The 20,295-nt window shown below is 72.0% G+C and carries 15 protein-coding genes; 8 read left to right on the top strand and 7 right to left on the bottom strand.

Features of this window, described 5'->3' with window-relative positions; translation table 11 throughout:
• Window positions 1-15: 15 nt before the first annotated feature.
• The 5 genes from DFJ67_RS16285 (at window position 16) to rocD (ending at window position 5,777) form a co-directional block, all read left to right on the top strand.
• Window positions 16-1,158, top strand: a complete 1,143-nt coding sequence (locus DFJ67_RS16285) for a carboxylate-amine ligase (protein ID WP_116068693.1) — start codon at window positions 16-18, stop codon at window positions 1,156-1,158.
• Window positions 1,151-2,527 carry an FAD-dependent oxidoreductase gene (locus DFJ67_RS16280; protein WP_116068691.1) on the top strand — a complete coding sequence of 459 codons (1,377 nt, stop codon included), beginning with the start codon at window positions 1,151-1,153 and terminating at the stop codon, window positions 2,525-2,527. The genes DFJ67_RS16285 and DFJ67_RS16280 overlap by 8 nt, the downstream gene beginning before the upstream one ends.
• Window positions 2,528-2,591: 64 nt before the next feature.
• Window positions 2,592-3,479, top strand: a complete 888-nt coding sequence (locus tag DFJ67_RS16275) for an ABC transporter permease family protein (RefSeq protein ID WP_116068689.1) — start codon at window positions 2,592-2,594, stop codon at window positions 3,477-3,479.
• 241 nt (window positions 3,480-3,720) lie between these two features.
• A complete protein-coding gene (gene ddaH / locus DFJ67_RS16270) occupies window positions 3,721-4,566 on the top strand; it encodes a dimethylargininase (protein WP_116068687.1) in 846 nt (281 codons plus the stop codon).
• Window positions 4,563-5,777: an ornithine--oxo-acid transaminase gene (gene rocD / locus DFJ67_RS16265; protein WP_116068685.1), complete on the top strand. Its 1,215-nt coding sequence runs from the start codon at window positions 4,563-4,565 to the stop codon at window positions 5,775-5,777. Before ddaH ends, rocD begins: the two co-directional genes overlap by 4 nt.
• 1,242 nt (window positions 5,778-7,019) lie before the next feature.
• Here the strand turns inward: rocD and DFJ67_RS16260 are convergent.
• Window positions 7,020-8,126: an FHA domain-containing protein gene (locus tag DFJ67_RS16260; RefSeq protein ID WP_116068683.1), complete on the bottom strand. Its 1,107-nt coding sequence runs from the start codon at window positions 8,124-8,126 to the stop codon at window positions 7,020-7,022.
• The gene (locus DFJ67_RS16255) at window positions 8,123-8,416 is read right to left on the bottom strand and encodes a 4a-hydroxytetrahydrobiopterin dehydratase (protein ID WP_116068681.1); all 294 of its coding nucleotides are present in this window, start codon (window positions 8,414-8,416) and stop codon (window positions 8,123-8,125) included. Before DFJ67_RS16255 ends, DFJ67_RS16260 begins: the two co-directional genes overlap by 4 nt.
• Before the next feature lie 110 nt (window positions 8,417-8,526).
• Between DFJ67_RS16255 and DFJ67_RS16245 the strand changes: the two genes are divergently transcribed.
• Window positions 8,527-9,288 (top strand): hypothetical protein, encoded by a 762-nt coding sequence (locus tag DFJ67_RS16245; RefSeq protein WP_147315518.1) that lies wholly within the window; start codon window positions 8,527-8,529, stop codon window positions 9,286-9,288.
• A 41-nt stretch (window positions 9,289-9,329) separates the two neighbouring features.
• Window positions 9,330-10,094 carry a hypothetical protein gene (locus DFJ67_RS16240; protein ID WP_116068675.1) on the top strand — a complete coding sequence of 255 codons (765 nt, stop codon included), beginning with the start codon at window positions 9,330-9,332 and terminating at the stop codon, window positions 10,092-10,094.
• Window positions 10,095-10,166: 72 nt separating this feature from the next.
• Here the strand turns inward: DFJ67_RS16240 and DFJ67_RS16235 are convergent, their stop codons facing one another.
• The 4 genes from DFJ67_RS16235 to DFJ67_RS16220 form a co-directional block, all read right to left on the bottom strand.
• Complete coding sequence (locus DFJ67_RS16235) at window positions 10,167-11,180, bottom strand: fatty acid desaturase family protein (protein ID WP_116068673.1); 1,014 nt, start codon at window positions 11,178-11,180, stop codon at window positions 10,167-10,169.
• Between the two features lie 100 nt (window positions 11,181-11,280).
• Entirely contained in the window at window positions 11,281-15,198 is a 3,918-nt protein-coding gene (locus DFJ67_RS16230) for an SCO7613 C-terminal domain-containing membrane protein (RefSeq protein WP_147315517.1), read from the bottom strand.
• A gap of 48 nt (window positions 15,199-15,246) precedes the next feature.
• Window positions 15,247-16,287, bottom strand: coding sequence for a 1-acyl-sn-glycerol-3-phosphate acyltransferase (locus DFJ67_RS16225; protein WP_116068670.1), 1,041 nt, complete (start codon window positions 16,285-16,287; stop codon window positions 15,247-15,249).
• Complete coding sequence (locus DFJ67_RS16220) at window positions 16,287-17,135, bottom strand: patatin-like phospholipase family protein (protein ID WP_116068669.1); 849 nt, start codon at window positions 17,133-17,135, stop codon at window positions 16,287-16,289. Before DFJ67_RS16220 ends, DFJ67_RS16225 begins: the two co-directional genes overlap by 1 nt.
• A gap of 100 nt (window positions 17,136-17,235) precedes the next feature.
• Between DFJ67_RS16220 and DFJ67_RS43260 the strand changes: the two genes are divergently transcribed.
• Entirely contained in the window at window positions 17,236-19,035 is a 1,800-nt protein-coding gene (locus DFJ67_RS43260; RefSeq protein ID WP_203783644.1) for a serine/threonine-protein kinase, read from the top strand.
• Here DFJ67_RS43260 and DFJ67_RS16210 read toward each other — a convergent pair.
• On the bottom strand, window positions 19,024-20,274 hold the full coding sequence (locus DFJ67_RS16210; protein WP_239097237.1) for an ABC transporter ATP-binding protein: 1,251 nt from the start codon (window positions 20,272-20,274) through the stop codon (window positions 19,024-19,026). The two genes, DFJ67_RS43260 and DFJ67_RS16210, sit on opposite strands and share 12 nt — an antisense overlap.
• Between the last annotated feature and the right edge of the window lie 21 nt (window positions 20,275-20,295).

Below are 20,295 nucleotides of genomic sequence, written 5' to 3'. Positions count from 1 at the left end.
GGTAACGATGGTTTCATGTCAGAACTGGTGCAAGAGGCCGCCGAGCGGGATGCTGACCGCGCGTTGCTGACCGTCGGCGTCGAGGAGGAGTTCCTCCTGGTCGACCCGGCGACCGGTGCGGCCGCCGAGGCGGCCGAAGCCGTCCTCGCCGAGGTCCCGCCCGACCTGCGCGGGCAGGTGCAGCACGAGTTCCTGACCAGCCAGATCGAGATCGGCAGCCCACCTGGCCTCCAGCTGGACGCGCTCTCCCACTCGCTGGGCATGCTGCGCTCCGGCCTGTCGGAAGCCGCCGAGCGCGCCGGCTTCCAGATGCTCGCCGTCGGCACCGGCCCGGCCGGCCCGCCCGACGACAACAGCCCGGCGATCTTCGACGACCCGCGGTTCCACCGGATGATCGAGCGCTACGGCATGGTCTCCCCCGGCCCGGGCTACAACGGCATGCACGTGCACGTCGGCATCCCCGGCCCGGAGATCGGCATCGAGGTGCTCAACCACCTGCGCCCCTGGCTGCCGGTGCTGCACGCGGCCACGGTCAACTCGCCGTTCTACAACGGACGCGACACCGGCTACGGAAGCTGGCGCTCGGTGCTCTGGAACCGCTGGCCCCCGGTCGGCCCGACGCCGTGGCTCGAGTCGCACACCCACTACCTCACCCTGGTCGAGCAGCTCATCGACTCCGGCATGCTGCTCGACGAGGGAATGCTCTACTGGTATGCCCGGCTCTCGTCGCACCTGCCGACCGTGGAGATCCGGATCGGCGACGTCTGCCTCAGCATCGACGACACGATCCTGGTCGCGGCCCTGATCCGGGGTCTGGTCTCGGCCGCGCTCGAAGACATCGAGGCCGGCCGCCCGGCGCTGCCGATCGAGCACCACCTGCTGGTCGCCGCGCACTGGCGCGCCTCGCACGACGGGCTGGAAGGCATCGCCTGCGACCTGTTCGAGGGCGGCACCCACCCCGCCTGGCAACTGATGCGCCGGCTGTTCGAGCGGGTCGGTCCGCACCTCGAACGGCACGGCGACCTCGAAACGGTGACGTATCTTCTGGGGCGGTTGCACACCCACGGCACCGGCGCCGCCCGCCAGCGCTCGGTCTTCACCCGCACCGGAGAGATGAGTCAGGTGATCGACTACCTCGCGACGCAGACCCGTGGCTGAGCGCCTCGTCGTCATCGGCGGCGACGCGGCCGGCATGTCCGCGGCGTCCCAGGCCCGCAAGCGCCGGCCCGTTGGCGACCTGTCCGTCGTCGCCTTCGAGAAGGGCCGCTACACGTCCTACTCGGCGTGCGGCATCCCCTACTGGGTCGGCGGCCTGGTCGACGACAGCAGCGAGTTGATCGCCCGCAAGCCCGAGGTGTTCCGCGACGACTTCGACATCGACGTGCGCACGCGACACGAGGTGGTCGACATCGACCTCGACCGCCGCGAGGTGGTCGCCGTCGCGCTCGACGAGGGCCGGCGGGAAGTGCGCGAACCTTTCGACCAACTGGTGTACGCCACCGGCGCGCTGCCGATCCATCCGCCCTGGGCCGTGGAGGGTGTCCGCGGCGTCTTCGGCGTGCAGACCCTCGACGACGGCGACGCCCTGCACGCCTGGCTGCACCGCGACCCGAAGCCCAAGCACGCGGTGGTGGTCGGCGGCGGCTACATCGGCGTGGAGATGGCCGAGGCGATGATCAACCGCGGGCTCTCGGTGACGCTCATCGAGCGCGGCGCGCAGCCGATGTCGACGGTGGACCCCGACATGGGCAAGCTGGTCGCCGACACGATGCGCACGCTCGGCGTCGACGTACGCAGCGGCCTGGCGGTCACCGGCCTCGACCACCGCGACGACGTGGTGTCCGCGGTGCACACCGACCAGGGTTCGATCCCCGCCGACGTGGTCGTGCTGGGTCTAGGCATCCGGCCCAACACCGCGCTGGCCAGCACGGCCGGGCTGCCGCTCGGCCCGACCGGCGGCGTCCGGGTCGACCTGCGGATGCGGGTGATCGGCAAGGAGGGTGTCTGGGCGGTCGGCGACTGCGTCGAGTCGGTGCACCGGGTCACCGGCCAGCCGGTGCACATCCCGCTCGGCACCCACGCCAACAAGCAGGGCCGGGTCGCCGGGATCAACATCGGCGGCGGCTACGCAACCTTCCCCGGCGTGATCGGCACCGCGGTGACCCGGGTCTGCGGCCTCGAGGTGGCGCGCACCGGGCTGCTCTCCCGCGAGGCCGACGCGGCCGGCTACTCGTTCGTCACCGCCACCGTCGAGTCGACCAACCGGGCCGGTTACTTCCCCGGCGCCGACCCGATGACCATCAAGCTGCTCGCCGAGCGGGGCACCGGGCGACTGCTCGGCGCCCAGATCGTCGGTCGGTCCGAGGCGGCGAAGCGGATCGACCCGCTCGCGGTCGCACTGTGGAACAACATGACCGTCGAGGAGATGGTCGGGCTCGACCTGGGGTACGCACCGCCGTACGCCCCCGTCTGGGATCCCGTGTTGATCGCGGCCCGCAAGACGGTCGACGCGCTGGGGGTTCTGTGAGCTAGGCATGGATTCTGGCCACTGTGGGTAACACCTCGTCGGTAACCCTTGATGGAGGTGTGCTGTGGTCAAGATTCCTTCGTTCGCTCGGCGCGAAGAACGCGCCGAAGTGGACGAGAACCGCACCGCGACCGACCCGGACGTCGTCCGCGACCGGCCCGCTGAGCGGCCGACCCTGTGGGGCCGCTGGTCCGACCGCGACCGCACCCGGGTGACCGATCCCGCGACCGGCGCCCCCGTGCCGGCCGGCGAGCCTGTGCCGGCCAGCGCCACCGCGCCGGCCAGTGCCACCGCTCCTGTTCGTTCCACGTCCCCGGTCCGCGACACGGCGCCGGTGCGTGACACGGCACCGGTCCGCGACACCGCGGTCCGTGACACGACGCCGGTCCGTGACACCGCGGTCCGTGACACGACGCCGGTCCGTGACACGACGCCGGTCGATCCCACGTCGCCGGCCGGTCCCAACGCGCCGACGGCGGCGGAGCGGCGTCTCGCCGGCACCGACCTCGCCGACGGCCGCCGCGCCGACGGTCGGCTGACCGACGTCCGGTCGACCGACACCAAGCCGACCGACGTCCGGCCCACCGAGCCGGAGACCGAGCCGACCCCGGTCGTGCCGGCGGGCCCGCGGCCGCGGACCAGTGGGCTCGCGACGCTGAGCCTGGTCTTCGGGATCAGCGGCATGTTCCTCGTGCTGAGCGGCGCGCTCGCCGGTTACGGCATCGCCGTCGGCGCGATCGGTGTGCTGCTGGCGATGTTCGCGTTCAGCGCGACCCGCAAGCGGCACGTGGCCGGCAAGTTCGACGCCATGCTCGGCCTGCTCATCGGCGGCGCCGCCGTGGTGATCGGCATCCTCGCGTTCTCCGGCGCCTTCGGCTGGCCCACCACCGACGGCGACTGGGTCGAGCGGCTCCGTGGGTGGCTCGACTCACAGTTTGTGGACCGGTTCTAGCGGGCATTAGTGATCTCGGAGCGGCACGGACAACCGTTCCGGCTAGACCTGGGTGAAGTGGTTCACAGACCCCGTGGTTGTTTGGGGGGCAGCGGTGTGGCTGCCCCCCAAAATGCTGTTCTGGGGCGTTTCCGGCCGCGCAACGAATCAAGGGTGCCGCCCTCGAATGACGCAACGATCTTCCGGTGGACGCAATCGTTTCCCATGGCCCCGGTCCGACCTGCGCACATAGCGTTGCCGCATGACGATGGACTCGGTCGGCGGGCGGCGATACCTCATGTGTCGGCCGACGTACTTCGCCGTGAACTACAAGATCAATCCGTGGATGGACCCGACCGCGCCCTATGACACGGCGCTGGCGATCGAGCAGTGGACGAAGCTACGCGAGGTCTTCGTCGACCTCGGCCACACTGTCGAGGAAATCGACCCGTTGCCCGGTTTGCCCGACATGGTGTTCGCCGCCAACGGCGCGACCGTGGTCGACGGCACCGTGCTCGCCGTCCAGTTCCGCGATCCCGAGCGGGCCGACGAGGGGCCGGCCTACCGGTCGTGGTTCGAGCGCGCCGGCTACGCCGTACACGAAGCGAAGTTTGTCAATGAGGGTGAAGGCGACCTGATGCTCGCCGGCGACGTGGTGCTCGCCGGCACCGGGTTCCGCACCACGCACGCCGCGCACGCCCGGGCCCAGGAGGTGCTCGGCCGGCCGGTGATCACGCTGCAACTCGTCGACCCGCGCTTCTACCACCTCGACACCGCGCTGTGCGTGCTGTCCGGTTCCGACGGGGTCGGGCCGGCGAAGGTGGCCTACCTGCCCGAGGCGTTCTCGCCGGGCTCGCAGGCGGTGCTGCGCCGGCTGTTCCCCGACGCGGTGCTGGCGACGATCGAAGACGCCGAGGTGCTCGGGCTCAACGCGGTCAGCGACGGGTCAACCGTGGTGCTGCCGACGCAGGCCGCCGGCCTGGCGGAGGCGTTGCGCGAGCGGGGCTACCGCACAATCGGTGTAGACATGTCAGAACTGCGCAAAGCGGGCGGCGGGCCGAAGTGCTGCACGCTCGAACTGCGCCCGGGCGGAGGAGCCGACTCATGATTCTCGACGACGTGCTGCGCACGCCCGCCGCGATCCGCGACGCGGAACGCCACACGGCACACAACTACCACCCACTGCCGGTCGTGATCGCGACCGCCGAAGGCTCGTGGGTGACCGACATCGACGGCCGGCGCTACCTCGACTTCCTGGCCGGCTATTCGGCGCTCAACTTCGGTCATCGCCACCCGGCCCTGACCGCGGCGGCACACGCCCAACTCGACCGCGTCACGCTGACCAGCCGGGCGTTCGTGCACGACCAGTTCGCCGAGTTCTGCTCGGGCCTGGCCGACCTGTGCGGCAAGGACCAGGTCCTGCCGATGAACACGGGCGCCGAGGCGGTCGAGACCGCGATCAAGATCTCGCGCAAGTGGGGCTACCAGGTCAAGGGCGTCCCGACCGACCAGGCCACGATCGTCGTCGCGGCCGGCAACTTCCACGGCCGCACCACGACGATCATCTCGTTCTCCGACGACCCGGACGCCCACGACGACTTCGGCCCTTACACACCGGGCTTCCGCATCGTCCCCTACGGCGACCTGGCGGCGATGGCGGCGGCGATCGACGAGACGACCGTCGCGGTGCTGATCGAGCCAATCCAGGGCGAGCAGGGCGTCGTGGTCCCGCCGGACGGCTACCTGCCCGGGGTGCGAGCGTTGTGCACCGACCGCGACGTGCTCTTCGTCGCCGACGAGATCCAGTCGGGCCTGGGCCGCACGGGCGACACGTTCGCCTGCGACCACGAGTCGGTAGTCCCCGACATCTACATCCTGGGCAAGGCCCTGGGCGGCGGCATCGTGCCGGTCTCGGCGATCGCGGCCAACACCGACGTACTCGGCGTGATCAAGCCAGGCCAGCACGGCTCAACGTTCGGCGGCAACCCGCTCGCCTGCGCGGTGGCCATCGAGGTGGTCAAGCTCCTGAAGACCGGCGTCTACCAGGCAAAGGCCAAGGAGCAGGGCGCCTACCTGCACGCCGAACTGGAGAACCTGGTCGGCGACGGCCTGCTGGCCGTTCGTGGCCGCGGTCTGTGGGCCGGCATCGACGTGGACCCGGCGCTGATGACGGGCCGCGAGGCCTGCGAGCGGCTGGCGGAGCGCGGAATACTGGCCAAGGACACGCACGGGTCGACGTTGCGCCTGGCGCCGCCGCTGATCATCGACAAGGACGACATCGACGTCGCGGTGGCGGCCCTGAAGGCCATCCTCAAGTAACCCGCTGGACGGTAATTCGCGGCAAGGGTCCTGTTTGGGCCCTTGCTGCGGTTCCTTGCTCTGCACCCCTATAGGAACCACCTCTAACCGTTAGGTGGTGCCTATAGGGGTGCAGAGCAAGGGGTCCGCGAGTTTCCGGCGAAATGCACCCGGCGGCTGGCCAGTGATCGTTTGCATCTGGTCAGGGCTGGCCAGGCGGTTTTGCCTGATCGTTTGCAGCTCATCGACACCCAGCGCGGCGTGTCGTACAGGCCTGACACACATGATCATGGCGGAAGCCGTCTGAGGCACCGATCCGCGACAAACGATCAAGGCGTGCGATGTCCGCCGCCCAAGCCGCGGCCCCGAGCCCCGCGGTGCCGCCGCTGCTGCTGCTGACCAGCGAATCTAGGTAACAAATTGCTGCTCGGGCCGCATTCTCTTTCCTAGATTGCCCGCAGGTTGGGTCGTGGCCGGCGTGGCGGCGCCGACACGCCGGCTAGTCAGCGCCGTCCGGGCGGCGCGGCGCCATTGCGGCCCGCGTGGCCCGCAGGGCAGGCACTCGGTTGGCCTTGCACGACCCGCGCGGCCGCAAGCGGGCACGAGCGTGGTTGGCACCGCGACCCGCGTGGCACGCAGGGTTGGGTCGTGGCCGGGATGGCGGCGCCTCCACGCCGGCGGGGCAGCGCCGGCCGGGGGCGGCACGGCGCCACTGCAACCAGCGTGGCCTGCAAGCGGGCACGCGGTTGGCATCGCGACCACGCGGCCGCAAACAGGCACGGGCGTGGTTGGCACCGCGACCCGCGTGGCACGCAGGGTTGGGTCATGGCCGGGGTGGCGGCGCCGCCACGCCGGCGGGGCAGCGCCGTCCGGGGCGGTGCGGCGCCACTGCGACCCGCGTGGCGTGCAGGCGGGCACGCGAATGGGCATCGCGACCCGCGCGGCCGCAAGCGGGCACCGGCGAGGTTGACATTGACCCGCGTGGCCTGCAAGCGGGCGCATGGTTGGCATTGCGGCCGCGTGGTCCGCATCGCGGGTTCGGCCGCCGCCACTACGGGCTCGGGCAGATCTCCGCGGAGGTGTCGGGCCCGGGGCAAAGGCCCGAGGAACGGGGCAAGGGGCGAAGCCCCAAAACCAAACGCGGACCTGGCAAGCGGAGCGAAGGCGGAGCGATCCCCGGCGGGAGCGACGGTCGTGCCCCCGGCGGACCCGGGACCGGATCTGCCCGTATCACCGGATCTGCCCTTATCGCCGGATCTGCTCTTATCGGTCGAGGGCGCGCATGGACATGGTCGGCGCCTCGGCCATCACTGAGGCCGGGTTGGTGACGCCGCCGCTGGTCCAGGTGCGGGAGCGGGCTATCTGGACCCCCGGGAAGAGCTCGACCACGTCGCCCAGCCCCAGCGCGCGGCTTTGCGACTTCAGCGTCACGCGGTTGTCGTCGTCGATCGAGCCGCCCGGGCGCAGGCCCGTGCCGTTGGTGCTCACGTCGCTCACGACCAGGTCGGAACCGTGTAGCTCGAAGCGGACGTGGTTGCGGCTGATCCAGCGCCGGGCCTCGTCGGTCAACCACTGGCCGAGCATCACGCCTCGGTCGGGGGCGCGCCCGACGGTGACCGGGTGGTCGGCGGCGACTACGAAGCGTTGCCGGACCACGCCGCCGACGCGGGCCGAAAGCACCTCGACTCGCGGGCGCGGGCCACCGTCGCCCAGGCGCTGCTCGTGGCGGGGGCAGGTGGGTGCGCCTGTGCGCAGCGTGGGTGGTGGCTGGCCGCCAGGGCGTCCGGCCGGCTTCGCGCCGTAGGACGAGCAGCCTGGCTCCGGGCAGCGCCACAGGCGGGACAGCAGCTTCATGCCCGCGGGTGACGGGTCGGCGGTGCCCGGGTGGGCTCCGCCGCCCACGCGGGCGATCAGGGTCGGGCCGCCGGGGCCGGTGACCGGGGCGAGCAGGCGGCCCGGCTGGGCCAGCCAGCCGTAGCGTTGCCGGGCGCCGTCGAAACGGTTGCGGCTGAGCACTGGCAGGCCGAGCAGCTCGGCGACTTCGAGCATCCGGTCGCCGGGCTCGCGGAGGACCTCGATGCGGCCGTCGTCGGCCCAGCGGCGCACCACCATGCGCTCGTTGGAGGTCAGGTCGGCGTCGGAGATCAGCGCGCGCGGCGCGATCACGTAGACCGGGACGTTTTCCTCTTCGACCTGGCGGCCCAGCGCGTCGACCGAGATGCCCAGGCGCAGCAGCGTTGCCGGGCGGCCGCCGTCTAGGTCCTGGAAGCGGCTCACCTCGCCCAGGTCGAGGACCGCGCGGGCGAGTGCCGGGTCGAGGCAGAGCCGGCCCTCGATGGCATCGAGCACCCGGCTGATCTCGAACCTCATGCGGCCTCCCGCACGATCGTGTCGATGCGGCGGGCCAGGTCGAGGTCTTTGGCCGTGACGCCGCCGGCGGAGTGGGTGCTCAGCGTGAACCGCAGGCGCCGCCAGCGGATGTCGATGTCGGGATGGTGGTCGAGCGCCTCGGCCACCTCGGCGACGCGGTCGACCACTGCGATCGCGCCCGGGAAGCTGGACAGCTCGGCGTCGCGGCTGATCCCCGACGGATCACCCGCCCAACCGTCGAGACCCGCCAGCGCTGCCTGCAGGTCATCGGCGCCCAACACCTCTGCCACGCCAGAGACCCTACCCTCCGCGCGCACCCGCGCAACGGCGGTTGTGGACAGCGCGCGAGGTCTCACACCGCGTCCGCCGCTGATTTGACGGCGCCGGTTAACTGTTGGACATGCGGATACGACGATTGATTACGGGGCTTGCTGCGCTGTCCGCCCTCTCCCTCGCTCTCACGGGATGCGGTAGCGACAGCGGTTCGACGGGCGGCGCTCCCGCCGCCACCTCGGCCGCCCCGGCCAGCGCGACAGACGAGCTCGCCGCCGCGGCGCGCAAGCTCAACGACACCACCATGAAGATGAAGCTGGCCTCGGCCGGCAGCAACAGCACCGGCAGTCTCGACCCGAAGAACAAGCTCGGCGAGATGACGATGACGGTGTCCGCCGCCGGGCGTGAGCTGAAAATCCAGATTCGCACCATCGGCACCGACGTCTACCTTCAGGCCGACGGCCTGCCGGGCATCGAGGGCGGCAAGTGGCTGAAGATCAGCGGGGAGCGGCTCGCCGGCTCCTCGTTCGACGTCTTCCCCGAGAACGACCCGGCCGGCACCCAGCGCATCCTCGACGCGCTGGCCGACATCAAGAAAGACGGTCCGGGCAAGTTCAGCGGCACCATCGACCTGACCAAGACCAGCACCAACGCGGCCGCCGCGGCCACGCTCGGGGAGAAGTTCAAGGCGCTGCCGTTCACCGCTACGGTCGACGACCAGGGCCGGCTGACCAGCACGACCATCGACATCACCCCGGCTGAGCCGAGCGCGGGCAAGACCACGGCGACCTACTCCGACTTCGGCGCGGCCGTCACGGTCGAGCCGCCGCCGGCCGGCGAGACCGTGCCCGCGCCCGACGACGTCGTCAAGATGCTCACCGGCGGCTGATCGACGTTTGCCGTTGGGGTGGACCGGGCACCTTTGCCCGCATGCGGATACGACTAGCGACCACCGGGCTCGGCGTGTTCGCCGCGCTCTGCATTGGACTCGCCGGCTGCGGAAACACCACCGCGCCGATCGTTTCGTCCACCCCATCGGCCGGCGCGTCCGACGCGTCGCCACCCAGTGCGGCGACCGCGGAGCTGACCGCGGCCGCGCAGAAGCTCAACGACGACACGGTGAAGGTCACCCTCGAGTCGGCGACCGTGAAGAGCACCGGAAACCTCGACCCAAGAGCCGATAAAGCCACCATGAGTGTACGAATCGGCACGACGTCGAGCGTCGACCTGCGTTCTGTCGGCGAGGACGCCTGGCTCCAGGCGACCGGCGTTCCGGGCGTCGAGCCGAACAAGTGGCTGCACATCGACGGTGCCCGGCTGGCCGGCACCACGTTCGACGCGCTGCCCGACGGCGACGCGGCCGGTGCCGGCAAGTTCGTCGAGCGGATGGCCGACGTCACCGAAACCGGCGACGGCAGCTACAGCGGCTCGATCGACCTGACCAAGGTCGCCGGCAGCGGTGTCTCGGTCGACCTGCTCGGCGGCAAGGGCAACAAGGTCCCGTTCACCGCGAAGGTCGACGACCAGGGACGGCTGACCGAGCTGACCATCGACCTGAGTTCGATCGACGCCCAGCTCGGCAAGATGACCACTACCTACTCGGACTTCGGCGCCACCGTCACGGTCGCCGCACCGCCGGCCGCTGACGTAGTCGAGGCACCGGAGACGCTGCTCCAGGCCATCGGCGCCAAGTAAGTAGGCATTGCTCTCCCCCTCCCGTACCCCTGTCGGCGCCCCCGCTCCGATGGGGGTACGGGCTTGTCCGGGTCAGTCGGCGACGCTGTCCATGTGGCGCAGCGCCTGCCGGTAGGAGTCGACCAGCCCGGTCCACACGTAGGGCACGCCCTGCTCGGCGCAGTAGGCCCGCACGATCGGTGCCGCCTGGCGCAGGTTGTGCCGCGGCATGCTCGGGAACAGGTGGTGCTCGATCTGGAAGTTGAGCCCGCCGAGCGCGACGTCGACCCCGCGGCCGCCGAGCACGTCACGCGAGGTGAGCACCTGCTTGCGCAGGAAGTCGAGCTCGTCTTCCGCCGTCAGGATCGGCATGCCCTTGTGGTTGGGGGCGAACGAGAGTCCCATGTAGACACCCCAGAGCGCCTGGTGGATGGCCATGAAGGCGAACGCCTTGCCGACCGGCAGCACGGAGAAGACCAGGGCGAGATAGCCGGCGGTGTGCAGCACCATCAAGATGGCCTCGGCTCGGCGGTGTCGCATCGGCACGCTGAACAGCGCCCGGAAGCTCGCCACGTGCAGGTTGAGGCCCTCGAGGGTGAGCAGCGGGAAGAACAGCCACGCCTGGTGCCGGGCGGCCCAACGGCCGAAGCCGGTGCGCTTCGCGGCCTGCTTCTCGGTCCAGACCAGGGCGCCCTCGCCGATGTCCGGGTCGTGGTCCTCGTGGTTGGGGTTGGCGTGGTGCCGCGCGTGCTTGTCGATCCACCAGCCGAAGCTGAGCCCGGTGGCCAGGTTGCCCGCCGTCAATCCGGCGATGTCGCTGGGCCGGCGGCTGCGGAACATCTGCCGGTGGCCGGCGTCGTGGCCGAGGAACGCCACCTGGGTGGTCGCCACGGCCAGCACCGCGGCGACGGCGAGCGTCCACCACGAGTCGCCGACGAGGACGAAGGCCGCCCACGATCCGGCGAAGAACAGGCCGACAAGGCCCACGGTCAGCACGTATCGCCCCGGACGCCGCCGCATCAGGCCCGCAGCGGCGATTTCGCGGGACAGTTGGGCGAAGTCGCTCCCGCGTCTTTCCTGGGCCCGTTCCTGGGCGATCACTGTCATGCCCACCAGCGTTCCGGGAAGATGACCTCGCCAGAAGCCCACGGTCCCCCGAACCCATGGTGGTGCCAGCCCTACCCCCCGACCGCCTCGGGCGGCCCGATCAGGTCATCCGGGCCAGCGCGCCCCGAACCCGGCGCAGATCGCGCAGCCGCCGCTCATAGGTGATCGCGACGGCGATCAACGCCAAGCCACCGGCAGCGAGGTAGGCCCACCGCGGCAACAGGTCCCACACGGCCAGCTCGTGGATGATCAGCACGACCAGGGTGAGCCCACCGGCGACGACCGGCGCCCGCCATCTCCGGTGGGTGCCGACCAGCACGATCACGATCGCGGCGGCACCGAGCAGCAGCCGGCGCCAGGGTTGGCCGCCCTCGACCATGATCGAGGTGAGGCTGGGCAGCAGGGCGGCGGCCAGGCCGGGCCCGAGGGCGAGCCAGCTACCTAGCCTCGCGTTCCGGTGGAGCGCGACGTAGCCGGTGACCAATGCGAGCGCCGCCGCCGGGAGCGTGTAGGCCTCCCGGAGCGCGACGTCCTGGGCCGCCAGCAAGAGCCACCAGGCGAGCAACTCGCTCGCCGCCGCGGCGAAGGCCAGCCGCCAGCGGGCCTTTTCGCCCTTCAGCACGGCGCGGATGCCGAGGACGGCGCCCCAGATCGTGGCTACGGCGGCTGCCAGGCGCAGGTCGTTCCAGGCCAGCAGGAGCGCGGGGAGCACCGCGATATGGCCGACCGCGTCGACTGCCAGGGCTTCCAATCCCGGTCGGCGTTGGTGCAAGAGGTAGCCGAGGGCCAGCGCGAGCACCCCGACTGCCAGCACGGGGAAGGCGGCAGTTTCCAGCGGTAGGTCGGCGGCGGCGACCGCGGCGATCGCGAAGCCGGCCGCCGCTCCGATCGCCGTCAGCCAGCCGGCTATCCGGGCTGGGGTTGTCGTTCCCGCCGCGCCAGCGGCGGCGCCGGCCGCGATCAGGGCACCGAGCGCGGCGAGGGTGCCGGCTTCGGTGGGGAGCAGGCCGGCTTGGCCGGCGGCGGCCAATAGCAGCGCGGGTAGGACTGCCCCGGCGCGCGCCGGCCGCACAGCGGCCGTGATGCCGAAGGCAATGCCGGCCGCGAGGGCGAGCGAGGGGACCGTTGGCCATGGTGTGCCGGCGATCGCGAGTAGGGCCAGCACCCCAGCGACGGCCAGGAATCCGGCCACAACCAGGGCGAAGCCTCGCGCGACCGGGTCACGCAGGACCACGACAAAGGGCCGGTAACCCGGCGCCCCAGCGAGGGTTTCCGCCGAACGCGCCGGCGGGGCGACCGGGTCACCTACCTTCTGGTCGGCCGCACCGGCACCCACTGAGACGTCTTCCGGGGCGGTGCCCGAAGGCTGTTCTCCGCCAACTGTCGGCGCCGGACCGTGCGACGGCGCTGGTCCACTGGCGGAGGCCGGATCGTCCATCGGCGCCCAACGGCCGGCAGAAGCCGCGCCGCTCATCGGCGCCGGACCGTCGGCGGCCGCCGGAAAGGTTGCGGACGCTTCGCCGCTTGCGGAGGCCTCGCCGCTTGCGGAGGGGCCACCCACAGACGCCGGGCCGGCTGCAGACGCCAGACCGCCAACAGCCGTCGGACCGGTTGCGAAGGGCTCGCCGCCCGCAGAAACCGGGCCGCCCGCAGACGCCGGACCTTCCGTCGGCGCTAAGCCACCGGCGGGGGTCTGGCCGCTTGCGGAGGCTGGCCCACTTGCAGGGGTCGCGTATCCGACGGGCGCGGGGTCGTCGTTGGATGCCGGTCCAACCAAGGACCCCGCGCCCGGGTCGCGGCCGGCCGAGCCGCCGAAAGATGTCGCGACGCGAGCCGGAGTTGGAGTGCGCAGGATGAGCGTGGCGCTGACCGCCGCCAGAATCAGGAGTGTCGCCGCCGGCCCTGCCGTGAACTCGACCTCGCCCGACGGCGTCAGGCCGACGCCACTCGGCGCCCCCGACCAGGCGTGTTCCCACCAGCCATAGGGCCCGAACAGCAGTGCACCCAGCGTCGGCACGGCCGCGACTACGGCCAGCAACGTGAGCGGCACCGCCGCGACCCAGGTCGCCACCCGCGCGAGGCCGCGCGCCCCAAGCGCGGCGAGGACGACGACCAGCAATGCCGCCGAAGGGTAGACGCCGGCAGGTTCGTCCAGATCGGACAGTGCCGGCCAAACCCCGGCCACCACGGCCGACAAGGCGAGCGCGACAGCCGCTGCCGACGCGTAGCCGGCGAAGCGCGGCAGCCGCCCGAGCACGAACGTCGCCCCCAACGGAACGACGATCGCCGCCAGCCCCGCCCGGGCCGGCCAGGCCCCACCGGCACCGGCCGCGTAGACCGTCGCGGCGACCGCCGCCGGGAACGCCGCCAGCCCGACCGCGCACCACTGCGCCGCACCACGCCGGGACCGGACCGCGGCCGCCAGCCCCAGCAGGCTCACCGCACCGAAGACCGCTGCCGTCGACCATGGGCGGGCCAGCCCGACCACCACGCCGTGCACGGTGAGCGTCGCCGCGACGATGGTGAGTTCCAGGGCGGGGCGCAACGCCAGCAGCAGGAGCGCCGCCAGCACCAGGTCCATCATGGACACGGCCCACCACGACAGCGGCAGCCACGTCGGCAGGGCCAGCACCGCCAGCGCGGCGCCGCCGGTCAGGGTCGCGGTGCGCCAGGTGCGGGGCACGAGCAGCGCGAGCGCCACCGCGCCGAGCACCAGCGCCGCCGGTAGCTGCCAATCCTGCGGCAGGTCTGCCGCGTTGGCGCCGGGAGCGGTGAACGCCGGCGTCGACTCGGCCATCGTGAAGGCCGCGACGGTCACCGCGGCGCTCCCGGAAATCAACAGGAAGACGCCCGCCGTCAGCAACGCACCGGGCCGGGCGACCGGCAACCGCAGCGCGGCCAGCGCGATCACCAGCACGGTCGCCGCCGCGACGATCAGCAGGATCGCACCGTGTGACTGCGCCACCGGGCGGAGCACCACGATCGCCAGCGCCGGGGGCACCGTCGCCGCGCCGACCGTGCTCAGCCAGGCCACCCGGCCGACCGGGCCGGCCGCGGCGAGCAGCACGGCCACGAGCAACGTTGGCACACCGGTGAGCAGCGCCGGGACGCCCGTGTCGAAGACCAGCACGGCGAGCGCGCACACCCCCGTGGCGACCTGCGCGCACCCGAAAGCGATCCAGCCGACCACCCGCGCCGGGCCGCCGGCGAACCGCACCACCGCCAGGTCGAGTGCGGCCGTGCCGGCGAAGGCCAGCGACCAGCCGAACGCCGACGCGTCGACCCAGTCGGCTATGAGAGGCAGCACCGGTTGGACGGCCACCAGCGCGGCCAACCCGGGCGCGCCGAGGCGGGTCAGCCGCCCGTACCCCGCTCCGACCGCAGCGGTCACGGCGCAGACCATTGCCGCGTAGCCCGCTCCGTCGATGAAGCCGATGCCGAACAGGTCCGCATACCAGGCGGCGTAGCCGTCGAGCACCACCAGCAGCATGCCGATCGCCGCGAACGTCTCGGCGGTCGAGCGCAGCCCGCGCCGCGCGGTCACCGGCGGCACCGCGAGCACCAGCGCGGTCACCACCGCGAGGATCACCGCCCGCGCGGCCACGCCATAGGTCGCCCAGGCCACGCCGGTGAACACGATCGCGGCCGCGCCGACCAACAGTCCACCAAGGACGAACAAAACATTCTGCGCGGTACGTGGAGTCGTCTCACCGGCCGGCCCACCGACAAGCGGGGCCGGCGCGGGCACAGGGGCAGGCAACGGCGCCGGGCCGAAACCCAGGAACGTCGCCGCCCGGACTCGCGCGGCCGCGTCTTCGCGCCGGCGGTGTGCGGCGGCCAACTGGGCCGCGCGCTCGGCGTACACCTGGCGCGCTTGTTCGACCGAAATGGTCAGTTCGGCGATCTCCGCGTTGAGCCGAACGACCTCGTCGGCGTCGGGATCCGGCCCCCGGCCGCAGCTGGGACAGCCGGTTTCCAGCGACGCGGGCGCCTTGCAGGACGGGCACGGATAGGTCACGCTCCGCATCCTGGCCGGATTCCGGCCCGCGGCATAGAGTGCGCGTACTCAGGAAGCCGTCAGATGCCTTTCAGGCGCGCCGACCAACGGCCGGTTTTCCTCTATCCACGCGTCGATCTTGGCCCACCAGTCGTAGAGCCACTCGATCCGCTGCTCCCGCCCCTGCGGCACGTCTTCCGGCGGCACCGACCAGAACCGCATGGTGATCTGCTTGTCCATCGGCAGCTCGCGCCACACGTCGCCGACCGTGAGCATCCGGTCGAGGCCAGTGTGCGCCACGAAGATCACGCCGGCGTCGGGTGCGGCGTCGAGCGCGGCGAGCAGCCCGCCGGGGCGCGGCGCCAGCACGTTGCGCATCTTCTCCGCTTTCGCCGCCATCCGGTAAAGCCCGCGCGAACGGAGCAACTCGATCGCCCGCAGCCGGCGGCGCGGCGTGAAGTTGCCACCCTCCGGGAAGATCACGAAGGCGTCGTTCTCGTCGAGACCGACCGCGAGGTTGCCGACCAGCTTCTCCAGCCCGTCGGGGTCGCGCTGCGGCGCGATGAACCGGTTGGGCAGCCGGTTGAGCATCACGTCGACGGCCGGATCCCACTGCAACGTGTCTTTCAGGACAATCCGGGGCTCTCGATCAAACCAATTAACCAGCGCGTGTACGAGCACGAACGAGTCACCCGGCCCCGCGTGCCGGCATACCACCAACTCGGGCCGGCCGGGCAGGGCGGTGTCGGGGTCGCTGCCGGCGATGTCGAGGCGCAGCTTGAGCGTCCAGCGGGCTTGCGCGAACAGAAACCGAAGAAACGCTCCGACGAGTACGTAGTGTGCCCGCTGGAAGGCCGGCGCCCGCACCTTCCAGCCGAAGCCGGACGCGACCCACAGCGCGAACATGGTGACCAGCGCGCACGCGTCCCAGACCACGTAGACGGTGCCGAGCCAGATCACCCGCAGTGGCCGCAACCGGCCGGGGACCAGCGGCGACACCGCCGAGGCGAGCAACAGCCAGACCGGCAGCGTGGTCAGCAGCACCAACGCCAGGGCGATGACCAGCGGTGCGAGCAGGATCCGTCGCAGCCAGCGGGGCGGCGGGCCCATCAGCCGTCGTCCCGGGCGGCGAGCGGGTGCTGGACGAGATAGCGCCGCGAGGCCGTGTAGGCGCGGCTGATCCGGCGGCCGACCGCGGCCATGTCGCGGTAGGCCCAGGGCGTGTCGTCGCGGGGCTCCAGGCCCCCGGTGGGAAGCACGTGCACGGTTACATCGTCGGGCAGGGCCGCCAGTTCGCGCGCGAAGCGGTGCCGGCGGGCGATCTCGAACGCGACCTGGGCCACCTCCCAGGGCCGGCGAGGAGGTGTCAGCGGGCGCTCGATCCGGCCGACCTGAAGCACGAAGATGTGCCGTGCCCCACTGCTGACCGCCTCGCCGATGGGGATCGAGTTGACGATCCCACCGTCGACGTAGTGCTCCTCGCCGATCTCGGCCGGCGGCAGCAGCCCCGGCACGCTGGCGCTGGCCAGCACCGCGTCGACCACCGGCCCGGTGGAGAACCAGTGCTCGGCGGCCCGCTCGATGCTCGCGGCGCAGCACCGGAACGGGATCTTGAGCTCCTCGAACGTGGTGTTCTCACCGAGTTCGCGCTCCAGCAGCCGCCGCAGCGGCCGGGGCGAGTGCAGGTGGGTGCGGGCCGCGAAGCGACGCAACTGCCGGGCCACCGAGTCGCCGTAGACCTCGCTGGCCTCCGGGCTCGCCCACAGCCGGACCAGCCGGTCGGTCACCGCCTCGGTCGGGTCGGCGGCGACCAGCGCGCCGTTGACCGCGCCGATCGAGGTGCCGATCACCAGATCGGGCTTGATGTCGGCGCGAAAGAGCGCGCGCAACATGCCGACCTCGACGGCGCCCAACACACCGCCGCCACCCAGCACGAACGCCACTCGACCGCTACCCACCCGCCCATCCTGGCATGACCGGCGGTGCCGCCCCCGGTTGACAAGCCACCAGGCATCGCCGAGATTGAATCGATCCCCTCCTTCGCCGGCAGGTGCACGCATGTCCACGCTCACTCCGGGCGCTCTCCTGGCCCGCCGCTACCGGCTGATCGACCGGGTCGGTGCCGGCGGCATGTCGGTCATCTGGCGGGCCCGCGACGAGGTGCTCGACCGCACCGTCGCGGTCAAGGTGCTCTCCGCCTCGCTGGCCGCCGACCCACGCTTCCGCGACATGGTCCGCGACGAGGCCCGCGCGGCCGCCCAACTCGTCCATCCACACGTCGCGACGGTGCACGACTACGCCGAGACGGTCGCGCCGGACGGCACGGTCACCGCGTTCGTGGTCATGGAGTTGCTCGCCGGCGAAGAGCTGGAGGCCCGGCTGACCGAGGGCCCGTTGCCCTGGCGCACCGCGATCGAGGTCTGCGCCCAGGTGGCCGAGGCGCTCGCGGCGGCGCACCGGCTCGGCATCGTGCACCGCGACGTGACACCGGCCAACATCATGATGACCGCGACCGGCGCGAAGGTACTCGACTTCGGCATCGCGACCCGCATCGGCGCCCCCGACGAAGACGCCGAGGGCGAGACGTTCGGCACGCCGGCCTACGTCGCTCCGGAGCGCCTCGACGGCACGCCCGCCCAGCCGGCGACGGACAGCTACGCGCTGGGGGTGCTGCTGCACGAGACACTGACCGGCCGTGTTCCCGTGCCGGCCGACACGTGGGAAGACCTGACCCGCGCGCTGCGGGCCGGCATCGAACCGGCGCCGCCCGAGGTGCCGGGCCTGCCGCCCGCGGTGGCCGACCTCTGCCTGCGCTGCCTGGCCCGCGACCCGGCCGCCAGGCCGACAGCGCACGCCGTCGCGGTAACCCTCCGCGCCGCGGCGGCAACGCCACCGCCCACAGCCGATGCCGCACCGCAGGCCGGTCCAGCTCCCCAGGCCGATCCCACGCCGCAGCCCGGACCAACCCCGCAGCCCGGTCCCACGGCGCAGGCCGGCCCCACGGCGCAGCCTGGTTCGATGCCGCAGCCCGGTCCCACGGCGCAGCCTGGTTCGACCCCGCAGCCTGGTTCGACGCCGCAGACAGAACCGACGTCCCAGGCCGGACCGACGTCGCACGCCGAACCAACGTCGCAGGCCGAACCAACGTCGCAGGCCGAACCAACGTCGCAGGCCGAACCAACGTCGCAGGCCGAATCCATGCCGCACACCGAATCCGCGCCGCAGGCCGGAGCCACAAACAACACCCCACCCGCGCCGCAAGCCGGGCCCTCCGGCAACGGCGGACCCGCGCCGCAGACCGGACCGACGCCGCAGACCGGACCGACGCCGCAGGCCGGACCGGCGCGGCAAAACGATCACTCGCCGCGAAGCGAACCCGGGCCACAGGCCACATCGGCGCTGCCGGGCGTGCGACGCGCCCGCAAGCGGCGAGCCGTTCTGGTCGCCGCCGCGATCGCCGCCGTGCTCGCCGTCGGCACCGCCGCGTTGGTCCCGCTGCTCCGCGACGACCACGCATCCCCCGGCAGCGTGACGGCCCAGCCCGCGCCGACGACCGAACCACCCGCCAACCCCGAACCAGCTCGCCAACCCCAGCCGGAACCGACCACGGCCGGATCCCTCGGCGAGGCGATGAGCCACCTCGAAGGTGTGATCGACGAAGGCCAGCAGGCGGGCGCCATCCGCCGCGACACCGCCGTCGACCTGCGCAACCTGCTCCGCGAGCTGCACAACACCCAGGCCCGCGCCGACCAGGTCACGATGCTGAGAGAGAAGGTCGCGGTCCGCGCCGGCGAAGGCGCCATCAGCCGCCCATATGCGGAGCGGCTCGACCTGGCGCTCGCCGGCCTACCGGGCTGACAGCCGGATCCGCGCACCCGTGCGGTCGAAGAGCAGCAGCCGGTCGACGTCGACGGCCAACGTGATGGTCTCGTCCAAACGCGGCAGCCCAGCCACCGGCACCCGCACCACCACCTCGCCGACCGTGGGCGGTTCGCCGGGCAGCTCCGGGTCGTACACCGGATAAAAGCCGTATTCCGTCTTTGCCGTCGCCGGCCGCGCAGCAGGCCGCATGCGTGCGAGCGTCGGCGCGTCGGGCACCTCGAGCCGGGACCGCTCCGTCGACGTGGGCAAGGCACCGGTGTCGACGTGCACCAGCGCCTCGTGGCCGAGATGCTCGACCAGCCGCACCGTGCCCGACAGGGTGGGCCCGCCGTGCCCGGGCGGCGCCGGCGTCAGCGCGTCGGCCCGCAGCGCCAGGGTGACCCGGTCGGTGTGCCGGGCCCGCACCGGATGGTCGGCGGGCAACTCGATCACCTGCGAGCCGAGGTCGAGCACCACGCGGTCGCCGTCGGCGTAGACCGCGCCCTCCAGCAGGCTCGTCCGCGGGGTGCCCAGGAACGCGGCGACGAACAGCGTCGCGGGGTCGTTGTAGACCTGCTCCGGCGGCCCGACCTGCTGCAACACGCCGCGGCGGAGGACCGCGACCCGGTCGGCCATGGTCATCGCCTCGGACTGATCATGCGTGACGTAGAGGGTGGTCACGCCGAGCCTGCGGGCCAGCGCGGCGACATCGGACCGAAGTTCGGCGCGCAGGCCGGCGTCCAGGTTGGACAGCGGCTCATCGAGGAGAAACCCGAGCGGCTGGCGTACGATCGCCCGCGCCATCGCCACCCTCTGCCGCTCGCCGCCGGACAGGGCGCCGGGGAGCTTGCGCAGCAGCGGGGTGATGCCGAGTTGGCCCGCGACCTCGTTGACCCGGGCCGACACATCGGTCGCGGTCTCGTGGCGGACCCGCAGCGGGAAGCCAATGTTCTGCGCGACCGTCAGATGTGGATAGAGCGCGTAGTCCTGGAAGACCATGGCCAGCCGGCGCTCGCGGGACGGCAGGTGGTCGACCACCTGGCCGTCGATCAGCACGTGCCCCGCGCTCGGCGCCTCCAGGCCCGCGACCAGCCGCAGGATCGTCGACTTGCCGCAACCGGTCGGCCCGAGCAGCACGAGGAACTCCCCCGCGCCGGCCGTCAGGCTGACCTGGTCGACCGCCACGGTGCCGTCGTCGAACACCTTGGTCAGCGAATCCGTGGCGATGGCTACCACCCCGAACACCTCCCTGACGCA

The sequence above is a fragment of the Asanoa ferruginea genome (assembly GCF_003387075.1).
GTDB lineage: Bacteria > Actinomycetota > Actinomycetes > Mycobacteriales > Micromonosporaceae > Asanoa > Asanoa ferruginea.
Note: the sequence above shows the minus strand (reverse complement) of the source record. Positions and strands in the feature narration are given on the sequence as shown.

Excerpts from the sequence above, each read along its gene's own strand:
- rocD (WP_116068685.1), top strand. The coding sequence starts at position 4,563 with ATGATTCTCGACGACGTGCTGCGCACGCCCGCCGCGATCCGCGACGCG.
- DFJ67_RS16245 (WP_147315518.1), top strand. The coding sequence starts at position 8,527 with ATGCGGATACGACGATTGATTACGGGGCTTGCTGCGCTGTCCGCCCTC.
- ddaH (WP_116068687.1), top strand. The coding sequence starts at position 3,721 with ATGACGATGGACTCGGTCGGCGGGCGGCGATACCTCATGTGTCGGCCG.
- DFJ67_RS16285 (WP_116068693.1), top strand. The coding sequence starts at position 16 with ATGTCAGAACTGGTGCAAGAGGCCGCCGAGCGGGATGCTGACCGCGCG.
- DFJ67_RS16225 (WP_116068670.1), bottom strand. The coding sequence starts at position 16,287 with ATGGGCCCGCCGCCCCGCTGGCTGCGACGGATCCTGCTCGCACCGCTG.
- DFJ67_RS16240 (WP_116068675.1), top strand. The coding sequence starts at position 9,330 with ATGCGGATACGACTAGCGACCACCGGGCTCGGCGTGTTCGCCGCGCTC.
- DFJ67_RS16235 (WP_116068673.1), bottom strand. The coding sequence starts at position 11,180 with ATGACAGTGATCGCCCAGGAACGGGCCCAGGAAAGACGCGGGAGCGAC.
- DFJ67_RS43260 (WP_203783644.1), top strand. The coding sequence starts at position 17,236 with ATGTCCACGCTCACTCCGGGCGCTCTCCTGGCCCGCCGCTACCGGCTG.
- DFJ67_RS16260 (WP_116068683.1), bottom strand. The coding sequence starts at position 8,126 with ATGAGGTTCGAGATCAGCCGGGTGCTCGATGCCATCGAGGGCCGGCTC.